Source organism: Paenibacillus xylanexedens (assembly GCF_007676705.1).
GTDB lineage: Bacteria > Bacillota > Bacilli > Paenibacillales > Paenibacillaceae > Paenibacillus > Paenibacillus xylanexedens_C.
This window is the reverse complement of the sequence record NZ_VEBF01000005.1, coordinates 146,926-158,726: the sequence shown is the minus strand read 5'-3', so window position 1 is coordinate 158,726 and position 11,801 is coordinate 146,926. Positions and strand designations below refer to the sequence as shown.

Genomic DNA, 11,801 nt, shown 5'->3' with positions numbered 1-11,801 from the left:
GGGGGAGGACAACATGTATTCAAATAGGATATATCAAATGGCTGTTCACCTCGTGCTCATCATGATGGGGATCGCTGCAGTGTTTCCGTTTATACTTCTGATCTCCGCTTCCCTAACCGAGGAACAAGCCATTATCAGGGATGGTTATCGTTTGTTTCCGGCTCAATTCAGCTTTGATGCTTATGTGTATTTGTTTAATCAGTATTCGTTGATTCTGCGGTCGTATGGAATTACGGCGTTCATCACGGTCGTGGGCACGATCGTTGGGTTGCTGATCACAACCTTGGTCGCTTATCCGCTATCCAGAAATGTGCTTCCATTTCGTTCGTTCCTGTCATTCTTCGTATTTTTCACCCTGCTTTTCAATGGGGGGCTGGTGCCGATGTACCTGGTTTATACGGACCTCTTCCATTTGAAAGATACCATTTGGTCGCTAATCATCCCGAATTTACTGACCAACGGGTTCTACATTTTGTTGATGCGCAGTTTCTTTTCCACGTCAATTCCCGGCGAAGTCGTGGAGTCAGCCTATGTGGATGGAGCCAACGAATGGGTTATTTATTGCAAAATCGTTCTCCCGCTTGCTCTCCCAAGCCTGGCAACCATTGGTCTGATGCTCATGATTTCGTATTGGAACGATTGGTTTAACGGTCTGATCTTCATCAATGACGGAAGCCTCTACAGCATTCAAAACCTGCTTAATCGAATGTTGTCTGATGTCCAGTACTTGCAGCAAAACAGTTTGTCTGGTCAGACAGCGGTTGTCTCATCCGTACCTCTCGGCAGTGTGAGAATGGCTATTGCCGTAATCGGCGTGTTGCCGCTGATCGCAGCGTATCCGTTTTTCCAGAAGTTCTTCGTCAAGGGATTGACCATTGGTGCCGTAAAAGGTTAGTTATGCTTCGTATCCAAGATGTCTCATCCAAAAGCAAACATGGGGAGTGAATGAAGATGTTCAGAAAAAGATTGCCTGCGGGTTTCATAAAGGTAATGTCCTTAATTTGTGCGGCCCCTCTATTGTTGACGGCATGCGGAAATCCAGACAGTAAGGAGGGAGCAGAACCTGGGAAAGCTTCAGCAACAGACATGTATGAAGTGGTCATGACGTATCCGGCTTTTGGGGATGTAACAGATGTTAAGGAAATTCAGGAAGCCATCAGTGATATTACAGCGGAAAAGGTAGGCGCCACCGTGAAGCTCTTGCCTGTTAATGGATCGAACTATGCCAATCAAATGAACTTGATGCTGGCGGGCAGCGAGAAACTGGATCTGGTGTATACCAGCGTTTGGTTCGGCCTTGAATCCCAAATCGGCAGGGGGCAGTTACTGCCCATGGACGAATCGTTGAATGAATTTGGTAAAAAGATACTGGAGGCTGTTCCGGAGGAAGCCGCAGAAGCCGGGAAGATGAATGGCGAAACATATGGCGTTCCCAGCATTAAAGCTTGGGCACTTTCACCCAGTTTTGTGATGGACAAAGAGCTTGCCGATAAGCATGATATTGACCTTAGCGCGATAAAAACCTGGAATGATATCTCTGCTGTATTGCAGCGTATCAAGGACAATGAGCCGGGTGTCACGCCGATTGTCAGCTATACCTCGCAGGAAACACCTGGACAAGCCATGCTGAATTTTGATCCATTGGGAACAGCACCTGGCGTGCTGGATTTTAGCGGGGAGGACTTCACCGTGCAGAATCTTTTTGCGACTTCGCGGTTCTCCACAATGGCTGACCTGATGCGTGATTGGTACCAAAAAGGTTATTTCAGCAAAGACGTCGCAACGTCGCAGGAAACGGGGGCTAATCTGATCAAGGCAGGCAAAGCCTTCTCGTATATCCGGAATATCAATGAGTGTTACTCGGAATCGCTTGCGGCTGGGACTGAACTTGTGTGCGTACCCCTTGAGGACTCGTACATGACGCGAAATAGCGTAGCTTCCAACATGATGTCTTTGGCAAGGAACAGTGAGCAGCCGGATAAGGCGATTCAAGTATTGGAACTTTTTTACTCGGACGAAGCAGTCATTAATCTGTTTACCAATGGAATTGAGGGCAAGCATTATGTTAAGCGGGATAATGGCCTGATCGGCAAGCCGGAAGGTGTTACTGCGACAGGATACGATTCAAACCAATATGCCGTGGGGAACAATTTCATGTCCTATATATGGGAAGGGAATGATCCTGATATGTGGAAGCAATTGAGGGGCGAAAACGAGAGTGCCGTAAAATCAAGGGCAATGGGCTTCAGCTTCGACATCAATCCGGTCAAAACACAAATTACCGCGGTGGCCAACGTCCAAAACCAGTATGATGCAGGCTTTCAGACAGGAACTTTTGACCCGTCAGAACTGGGTGCTTATCTCGACAAACTAAAGAATGCAGGCGTAGAGAAAATATTGACGGAAAAGCAAAACCAGTTAAACCAATGGCTTGAAACTAAATAGAAGGAGCTGATCACGCATGTTTAATCCTGTCATTGATGTTCACCACCATATCATCTCTAAAGAAATGCAACGAAAGCAGCGGGAGCTGGGAATGGAGATTCCAAGTTTTATGCCAAAGTGGACGCCCGAGATCGGGATGCAAAAAATGGATGTATGTGACATCTCGTTCTCATTTCTTTCAGCCCCGTCAGACCTGACGTTCATCGACCAATCTTCTGCCAACGCGTTGGCACGTAAAATGAATGAAGAGCTCGCATCGTATGCTCAACTTCATCCTGAGCGGTATGGTGCTTTTGCAACGCTTCCACTCCCGGATCCCGCAGCAGCCATGGAAGAAACCTTGTATGCACTTGATGTTCTCGGGATGGATGGTGTTGCAATGCTAACAAGTTATCAGGGGAAATATTTAAGTCATCCGGATTACACCGAATTGTTAACCGAATTGGATCGGCGCAGTGCTGTTGTGTTTCTGCATCCCATCCTCATACCGCAAAAAATCGCTGGGCTTAGTCCTGCACTACTTGAGGGCACCTTCGATACGACGCGGGCCGTCACTACGATGGCTGTTCATCGCATTTTCGACCAATATCCATCCATTACGTTCATTCTTCCCCATACAGGGGGCATGGTTCCGTATATCAAATGGAGAATTGCGCTTGCCGCCATCGGGCAAGATTCGATTCAGGTTGAAACAACACCGGAACAATTTCAAGCCGAAATAGCCAAACTGGACCACCTTTACTATGATTCCACGTTGAACCTCGGCACAATCCAAAAGTTGATTGCGCCTGATCGGATTCTGTTCGGAGCGGACATACCTTGGCCAGCGGACAGCGTCCTTCGTATACAGCGGGAGTCGGTATTCCATGAAGCACAACAGATCAGCGAAGAAAACGCGAAGGCGATCGCTTATGGCAATGCCTTTCGTCTATTTCCCCGCATTTCTAAGCTTTTTGATATAGAGAAAAAGTTAAGTTAAAGTGACAGGAAACGATAACTCAATAATATTAAGAAAGCAGCTGATCAAAGTGATCGGCTGTTTTTGTTTAACTAACGAGTAGGTTAAAAGATATTCCGTTCAAGGCAGGTCTCTGACCGGGATTGTAGAGCGATATTGTAATGTCAGAGAATATAGTTGATAATCATTATCATTCATGTTATATTGTTCACTAGTAAACAAAATATAAGAAATTATTTAAAAAAACTCTATTATTTAAATGATATTTTTGTTTACAAGTAAATAAGGAGCGATCACAGGATGATCTCAAAAGATCGAACCAAACAGTTACTTTATGACCAATTTATCCGTTTTTTACATGTGTATGAGAACCACAAGGATACAGAAATCGAGCATTTCCTAAGTATCGCCCAGCGAGAAAGTATCGAGAAAATCCCTCAGCATCTGACCGCGGTTCATATGATAGATTGCATAGGGAAGCATGAGCCTATTAACAACACGGGTATTGCCGAGGCGATGAATTTGTCCAAAGCAAGTATCACCAAAATTGGCAACAAACTGCTGGAGGAAGGATTCGTCAAACGTACGAAAATGAATGACAACAAGAAGGAAAGCTATTTCCGGTTGTCACCGCAAGGCAAAAAAATCTTTGAACTGCATGAACGTCTGCATATACATGAGACTGAGCGCTTCTATCATACTCTCGACAAATATTCGGAAACGGAGCTAAAAGTAATCCATCAATTTCTTCAAGACAGCAGTATAAATATGGAATCCAGATTGAACGAAGGAGAGTGAAGCATTTGAGTCTGGCGGAATTGATCAGGGAGCGCAGGAGTATTCGTAAATGTAACTCTACGCCGGTGGATCAGGAGTTAGTTGTTGAATTACTGCGTAAGGCTATTCAGCTTCAACCATTGGTTGAGGCTGGCTCGTGGCGTGTGGTATATGCCGGAACTCCAGAAGCACGCAAACGGTTGGTGGACTGCATGTTGGAACAGATGTCGCAGAGCAAGCTCGGCAAGCTGATTCCAGGGAAACTTCTGGATGTTTTTAAAAAAAGAATTACCGATATTCCTGCCCACGTCATTGTTATGTCGACTGTAGGACCGAATCGTCTGACCAATGACCGCAATTATGCGGCTGCCTGCGGGGTGATGCAGAGCTTCCAACTGCTGGGCTGGGAACGAGGGTTAGGAATGTTGTGGGATACAGAGTCCATGATTCAGCATGAAGGGTTCTTCAATGGAATTGGCTTACGTCAGGATGAAAGATTTGTTGGTATTCTTCATATAGGATATTACGACAAAGCGCCAAGAAGTCGGAAAAGGACGCCAGCCGAGCAGAAGTGGACCGTATTGCGAGGACAGTCTACATAGAAGAGGAGGATCTAAAAATGAAATTGTCAGATCTGGAAGGAGACATGGACGGTCCGAGTGAGTTTTTGGATCGACCCGTATCGCAGGATCTAATCCTTGAGTTGCTCAATCATGCCGTATGGGCGCCAAATGATGGACTCCGAGAGCCGTGGCGATTTATCTTTGCCGATAACCGGTATGGGGACATCATGCAGGGATTACAGGAGCCTGCCCCTGCGTATCTTCTGGTCTTGGTGAAGGAAGAGGCGGATCATCTTAAGCGGGAAGAGGACTTTGCAGCTGTCTGCTGCCTAATTCAGAATTTCCGCTTGCTGGCTCATGAGCAAAGTCTGGGTGTGCGCTGTACCTTACATGATTGGATGTACGACCCGAGCCGTACTGAAATGTTTGGTGTACTGAGTAACGAGCGCATTGCTGCGGTTCTGGAATTGGGATACGGTGCAAATCAGTGGAAAGGGAATACTGAGTTACCTGAGAATCAACTTCATTTTGAACTGCTGTAGGGGTGGAGACGATGGGATGAGACTCCAACAAGTGAATAAATCCAAATCCCACTTGATTTAATCCATTTTCTATACCTATTTTTAATAGTGGGATTTGCAAACAGATGTTGTGCCCAGTTAGCCCAGTTAGTTTGATGAAAGTGAGAGGAAGGTATAGGGGTGAGTATTTATTACGCTTCAAGCAAAGAGGATATCACTAAGGATGCACTCCAAGAGTTATTTCTTTCGGTAGAATGGGAGTCTGGGAAGTATCCAAATGAGCTTTTACAAGCAATCGGAGGGTCTCATTCCATTGTTACCGCTTGGGAAGGAGATAAGCTTGTCGGTTTAATAAATGCTTTGTCAGATGGTGTTTTAACGGTATATTTTCATTATATGCTTATTCATCCGAGTTATCAGAGTATGGGTATAGGTAAGGAAATGATGAAGATTATGCTTGATAGATATAAAGGGTGTAAAACTAAAGTATTAATTTCTTATCCTCATGCAGTGGATTTCTATAGTAAATTTGGCTTTAATACAGAGGATGGAGCTACACCCATGTTTATCTCAGAGTTGATATGATTGAACTTTAACGGGAAACTATAGTTTAATGAAACTCAGAAGGCAGCCGATCAAAGTAATCGGATGCCTTTGTTCAATTTAACTTTAATTAATTTTCAGTTCAGCTAAAAAGCGGTACATGTGTTTTAGTAGAACTATATTATATACTATCATAACTGATTGAGCTTGCTTTCAGGCTCTTCACCATTTTCTACACGTCTTATATTCTTTATAAAGAAATCATATCTTTTTTTATGAAATTTCCGACCATCAGGCATTCCTGCTGTATGGGGAGTAAGTATCACATTACCCATATTCCGGAGCTCACTGTCCATAGGAAGCGGTTCAGATTCAAACACATCCAGGCATGCGCCTGAAATATCTCCGTTTTTTAATGCATCAATCAAGTCACTTTCGTTGACAATCCCGCCGCGGGCTGTATTGATAAAAAGAGTGGACTTCTTCATTTTCTTGAATGCCGCTTTGTTGATCAGCTGCTTGGTTTGCTGATTCAGGGGTATATGTACACTGATTATGTCCGATGTGCTTACAAGAGTATCGAAATCCGTCATTTCTACAAAACCGTCCGATTGTACAAAGGCATTTCTCGCATAAGCCAGCACATTCATATCAAAAACCCTGCAAAACGCAGCTACTTTTTTTCCAATAGCGCCCAAACCGATAATCCCAATCGTCTTGCCCTTTAATTCACTCCCTGTATAGTCCAATTGATTTTCATCCATCTTGTTTTTCATGAAAGTATCAAGAAAAGGTATGTTTTTATAATAAGATAATATCAGTGCCATTACGTGCTCGGCCACTGCCTGTGCATTCACTCCTGCAGCATTGGCCACCCAAATGCCGAGCTGTGTACAGGTAGGGACATCTACATTATCAAATCCTGCACCCGTCTGTACCAATTTTAATTTTTTTGCGATGGAAAGCAGGTTGTAATCCACTTTAATATGTTCAGGAATGATTACCTGGCAATCTTCAATATGATGCAGCATTTCTTTTCCAGGCGGGACCACTACAACGTTCCAGTCTTGCGGAAAATACCTTGCAATATTTGATTTTGAGGTCTCGCTAAAATAGCCAACGATGAGAATCTTCATTATTAAACCACCTTTCATAACCTATACTTATACACTTCATCAGCAGTAGGACCTCTTGAAAGGGCATTGATCGGTGCATTTAGCCTATGAAGGATCGGACCAAATGCTCCAAAGTTTCAAAGACGCTACGTTATCGTGCGACGCTTTTATTTTATGGCTGTATTCTCATTTTATCAACTTTATTTTATATTGAACTTGTGAACAATAGAGTACATTAGGGAAGTATGGAAAAGAATCTAGATAAACAATATACTAGCTATATAGTTTTTTGTTGAGGTGAAAATCAAATGGATGAAATCGATGAGTCAAAACAAATTGTATTACAAATCGGCGGTGCATTGAAAAAGTACAGAAAAGAAAAAAACATGACCTTAGACGACTTATCAGAATTAACGGGCGTAAGCAAACTTACTCTGGGTAATATCGAACGTGGCGAGACAAATCCAACTTTGGCCATTATATGGAAAATTTCAAAAGGAATATCTTTACCGCTATTGGCTTTGTTCACATCAGAGAAACCTGTTAGTTTGTATCGAGCAGGCGAGGGATTGCGGTTTTCTAATGATGAAAAAAATTGGATCATTGAACCCGTCTTTAAAAGCAACGATATTGAAATGTGTCGGGCATACTTACAGCCAAATAGCTCGTATTATCCTGAAGGTCATCATGTGAATACAACTGAAATTGCGACAGTAATGACGGGTTCCATTGAGTTACAAGTCAATGGAGAGATTTACACATTGAATCAATATGATACGATCAGCTTTCGTGCAGATTATCCTCACGCTTATACCAATCATACGAATAACGAAACAGTGCTCCATATATCCTTAAAATATGGTTTCTAGTAGTCGAAAATCCACTTATTAAATACAACTCCGAATTCCATGACGGGAATTCAGAGTTGTATTTTTTTAATCAATTTTAGTATGTTATAAAATAATTATTGTTTATTAAAATATATTATACTATACTTTTGTTATTCGCGCGGATGTTATATCAAAGTTTTTTAGCCACCAGGAAGCAAATATAATACGTAAGAATTCAGGAAGGAGAAATGAAGAATGCCGAATAAACAAAATAAAAAATTCGTGCCATCCTCTGTAGGGCTGATCATTATCGGCATTATTGTTATTGCAGCTAATTTACGTACTCCCTTAACCTCAGTTGGTCCTTTAGTGGGTTTTATAAGGGATGACGTTCATATTTCAAATACATTAGCAGGCCTGATCACAACGGTTCCCTTGCTTGCCTTTGCTTTGTTATCGCCTCTAGTACCGAAATTAGGAAGAAAGTATGGGGTAGAGCGTATCATTTTGATTGCCCTAATCTTTCTGACTGTTGGTATTGTAATACGATCTTTATCTGGCGCAGTTAATCTGTTTATTGGAACAGCAGTTCTTGGATTCGCCATTGCCATATGTAATGTATTATTGCCAAGTATAATCAAAAGGGATTTCCCAAATAAAATTGGCTCCATGACAGGAGTTTACTCCATTTCGATGAATTTATGTGGAGCAATCGCATCGGGAATCAGTGTACCGCTAGCCATGAACGCAGGGCTAAAATGGCAGGGAGCATTGGGAATATGGGGGATTCTAAGCTTTGTATCGATCCTCTGTTGGTTACCCCAATTAAGAAATCAAACGAAACAAACAGCCACGACGAGTCAACAAGTGGCAAGCAACGATGTGAATGTTTGGCGATCCCCGCTTGCTTGGCAAGTAACCTTGTTCATGGGTATACAGTCTATGGTTTTCTATGTGTTGATCGCATGGTTGCCTGAAATTTTAAAGCAGCAAGGAATTGACTCCAACCAATCTGGATGGTACCTCTCGATCATGCAGTTAGCGATGCTTCCATTTACCTTTATTGTCCCTGTTATTGCTGGGCGCATGTCTAGCCAACGTTTGTTAGTGGTCATCACAAGCATTTTGCTTTTGACGGGGACGCTCGGACTTCTTTACGGAAGTTCTAATGTCATTCTGTTGTGGATCGTCATACTTGGAATTGGTGGAGGCTTCGCCTTTAGTTTGGCCATGATGTTTTTCGGGTTGCGCACTGAAAATGCGCATCAAGCAGCGGAACTATCTGGCATGGCCCAATCGATCGGATATCTTCTTGCCGCAATCGGTCCAGCCCTTATAGGATATCTGCACGATGCAACAAATAGTTGGAACCTGCCACTTTTCATTCTTCTTGGGGCTTCGGTGTTACTCTTTTTAGTTGGTATAGGAGCAGCAAGTAATCGTGTTGTAGGTAGTCGAAATGGTTACGAACTGCCACGGAAAGGATGATAACGATGTTTGACAAAATTATGGTGGCCATTGATAAAGCTGAAATAACGAACAAACTCCTTGATGCAACCGTTGAAATAGTCCAAAATAAACAAATTCAAGTTACCTTGGTTAATGTCAGCCAGGATTATGTGTCGAGCGGCATGACATATGTACCAGAGAATTTTTTGGAAGACATACTGAACGAAATGGAAAAAGCGAGTTTGGAACAGTTGCATCAAGCCAAATCTAAATTAAAGTCTGCGGGGATTAATCCGGAAACTGTTCATCTTAAGGGAGACCCTGGGCATGAAATATTGAATTATGCAAGGGATACCGAGCAGCAACTTATAATTATCGGAAGCCGTGGGCTAAGGGGTGTAAAAGAAATGATGCTTGGAAGTGTCAGTCACAAGGTTTCACAGCTATCAAGTTGCCCAGTCCTCATTGTACATTAACTCCTCCAGGAACTGTTTAGATGATGCATTATTATACGGCGGGGAACGTTTATAGTATAAATAAGTGTTAGAAATCATTCCGCCTAGGGATCAAACAGAACTCATGACAGATCTCAAAGACAATCCGCATGCGATGCCTCTTGAAGCATTGGGCCCGAATGAAGGAGCCTTTGTAACCCAGGTTAACGATATGATGACTCAGGTACCAACAGATCATTAATTCGATCCTTAGGCTGTGAAACTCAATACCATGAAATAATTAAAAGCCCGCAAGGACGCGGGCTTTTGTTTGTTTTAACGAATTATGTCGAGGAACAAGATATAAAAAGGCACCCGCCTTAAGGCAGGTACCATCTCTATAGAGATCAAGTGTACATTACCTGCCGGGAATTTCATTCAGCGAGTGTTCTTGTTCCTCCAGCAGTCGTTTCAGCTTTTGGCGCTGCCGTTTTTCCTTCTGACGGCGCTCTTTGTCCTCAGCCTTTAGAGCCTTGAGCAGGGAGAAACACATACCGATAAGGACAACAGCGAACGGCAATGCGGTTACAATGGATGCCGTCTGGAGGCCGTTTAACCCCCCGCTGATTAGCAGTACTACCGCGATGGCGGACTGCATGATTCCCCAGGTTAATTTCACTTTTGTACTTGGATCCAGCTTGCCATCTGAAGTGAGCATGCCCAGTACAAAGGTAGCCGAATCAGCCGACGTAATAAAGAAGATCATGATCAGGAGTGTAGCGATGAATGCTACGATCGTGCCCAAAGGCAGCTGCTCCAACATAAGGAATAAAGCGGTTGTCGTATCTTCCTTGACGGCCTCCGCCAGATGAGCGGCATTGAACAATTCCATGTGAAGTCCTGTTCCGCCGAAGACGGAGAACCAGATAAATCCGAAAAGACTTGGAATAACCATGACGTAAATTACAAATTCCTTTATGGTTCTTCCTCTGGATACCCTTGCGATAAAAGTGCCGACAAAGGGAGCCCACGAGATCCACCATGCCCAGTAAAATAACGTCCATGCTCCAATCCATGTTTCTCTTGAGAACGGCGTCAGTCTCAAACTCATGTTAATAATATTCTGCATGTAACTGCCCAAGGTTGTTGTGAATGTGTCAAATATAAAAGAAGTCGGTCCAGTCACCAATACAAACACCATTAATAGCACAGCTATAACGAGGTTGACGTTGCTCAGAATCTTAATACCTTTATCCAGACCTGAGGTTGCCGAGATTAAAAACAGTACGGTTACAACTGTGATAATGGCAACCTGAGACAGAATTGAGTTAGGAATACCGAATAAGTGATTCAGACCCCCGCCGATCTGAAGTGCACCCAATCCAAGCGAGGTCGCAACACCAAAGATGGTGGAAATGACCGCCAGAATATCAATGACCTTACCAAGCCAGCCTGCAGCAAGACGCTCACCTATCAGAGGAATAAAGGTGGAACTGATCAGCCCTTTGAATCCTTTCCGGAACTGGAAGTAAGCAAGCGCTAAGCCGATGACGGTATAGATAGCCCAAGGATGCAGCCCCCAGTGGAAAAAGGAATAACGCATTGAAAGTATGGCTGCTTGCGTTGTTTCGGGTACCGCCCCCTCCGGTGCAGATAAATAGTGGGACAGCGGTTCAGCAACTCCCCAGAAAACCAGCCCAATGCCCATACCAGCGCTAAACAGCATGGACAGCCAGGAAACCGTAGAATATTCTGGTTCATCATCGTCATCCCCCAGCCTAATACCGCCAAATCGGCTGAACGCCAGATAGAAAGCGAAGATCAGGAAGAACAGTGTCGCTAGCAAATAAAACCAGCCAAAATTCTGAATAGAGAAGTTGTAGGCAACGTTAGCCACATCCGCCAGCTGATCAGGAGCGACGGCTCCCCATATTGCAAACAGTGCAACGATGATAATTGTGATTGTAAATACCATGATGAGACCTCCGTTATGTAAGCTTCAGCCAACTGTTCCTTAGTATGTGCTAGTCCGACCTGTAATATTTCGGAAAGCCAGCTGTTGATAAATTAAAACAAACCGCCGTGTAATGAAACACCCGTCGGTTTGTTTTGATCTTGCCTGAATAATATATATTGCCTATAATCTCTTGTTAATCTGAGATAAGG

At 43.5% G+C, this 11,801-nt stretch carries 12 protein-coding genes; 10 read left to right on the top strand and 2 right to left on the bottom strand.

Annotated elements, in window-relative coordinates; translation table 11 throughout:
- The first annotated feature begins 13 nt into the window (after positions 1–13).
- The 7 genes from FS628_RS23550 (at position 14) to FS628_RS23520 (ending at position 5,849) form a co-directional block, all read left to right on the top strand.
- The gene (locus FS628_RS23550; RefSeq protein WP_145325405.1) at positions 14–895 is read left to right on the top strand and encodes a carbohydrate ABC transporter permease; all 882 of its coding nucleotides are present in this window, start codon (positions 14–16) and stop codon (positions 893–895) included.
- A 56-nt stretch (positions 896–951) separates the two neighbouring features.
- Complete coding sequence (locus tag FS628_RS23545; RefSeq protein WP_186327938.1) at positions 952–2,445, top strand: ABC transporter substrate-binding protein; 1,494 nt, start codon at positions 952–954, stop codon at positions 2,443–2,445.
- 16 nt (positions 2,446–2,461) lie between these two features.
- Positions 2,462–3,424: an amidohydrolase family protein gene (locus tag FS628_RS23540; RefSeq protein ID WP_145325403.1), complete on the top strand. Its 963-nt coding sequence runs from the start codon at positions 2,462–2,464 to the stop codon at positions 3,422–3,424.
- A 279-nt stretch (positions 3,425–3,703) separates the two neighbouring features.
- Positions 3,704–4,201 (top strand): MarR family transcriptional regulator, encoded by a 498-nt coding sequence (locus FS628_RS23535; protein ID WP_145325402.1) that lies wholly within the window; start codon positions 3,704–3,706, stop codon positions 4,199–4,201.
- A gap of 5 nt (positions 4,202–4,206) precedes the next feature.
- The gene (locus tag FS628_RS23530) at positions 4,207–4,782 is read left to right on the top strand and encodes a nitroreductase family protein (protein ID WP_145325401.1); all 576 of its coding nucleotides are present in this window, start codon (positions 4,207–4,209) and stop codon (positions 4,780–4,782) included.
- 17 nt (positions 4,783–4,799) lie between these two features.
- The gene (locus tag FS628_RS23525) at positions 4,800–5,285 is read left to right on the top strand and encodes a nitroreductase family protein (RefSeq protein WP_145325400.1); all 486 of its coding nucleotides are present in this window, start codon (positions 4,800–4,802) and stop codon (positions 5,283–5,285) included.
- A 159-nt stretch (positions 5,286–5,444) separates the two neighbouring features.
- Positions 5,445–5,849: a GNAT family N-acetyltransferase gene (locus FS628_RS23520; RefSeq protein ID WP_145325399.1), complete on the top strand. Its 405-nt coding sequence runs from the start codon at positions 5,445–5,447 to the stop codon at positions 5,847–5,849.
- Between the two features lie 149 nt (positions 5,850–5,998).
- Here the strand turns inward: FS628_RS23520 and FS628_RS23515 are convergent, their stop codons facing one another.
- On the bottom strand, positions 5,999–6,943 hold the full coding sequence (locus FS628_RS23515; RefSeq protein WP_145325398.1) for an NAD(P)-dependent oxidoreductase: 945 nt from the start codon (positions 6,941–6,943) through the stop codon (positions 5,999–6,001).
- Positions 6,944–7,230: 287 nt separating this feature from the next.
- Between FS628_RS23515 and FS628_RS23505 the strand changes: the two genes are divergently transcribed.
- The 3 genes from FS628_RS23505 (at position 7,231) to FS628_RS23495 (ending at position 9,677) form a co-directional block, all read left to right on the top strand.
- Positions 7,231–7,791, top strand: a complete 561-nt coding sequence (locus FS628_RS23505) for a helix-turn-helix domain-containing protein (RefSeq protein WP_091021004.1) — start codon at positions 7,231–7,233, stop codon at positions 7,789–7,791.
- A 216-nt stretch (positions 7,792–8,007) separates the two neighbouring features.
- On the top strand, positions 8,008–9,240 hold the full coding sequence (locus tag FS628_RS23500) for a CynX/NimT family MFS transporter (protein WP_145325397.1): 1,233 nt from the start codon (positions 8,008–8,010) through the stop codon (positions 9,238–9,240).
- Positions 9,241–9,245: 5 nt separating this feature from the next.
- A complete protein-coding gene (locus FS628_RS23495; RefSeq protein ID WP_145325396.1) occupies positions 9,246–9,677 on the top strand; it encodes a universal stress protein in 432 nt (143 codons plus the stop codon).
- 376 nt (positions 9,678–10,053) lie between these two features.
- On the opposite strand, the gene FS628_RS23485 is transcribed toward FS628_RS23495, so the two are convergent.
- Entirely contained in the window at positions 10,054–11,610 is a 1,557-nt protein-coding gene (locus FS628_RS23485; protein ID WP_145325395.1) for a glycine betaine uptake BCCT transporter, read from the bottom strand.
- Positions 11,611–11,801: the final 191 nt, after the last annotated feature.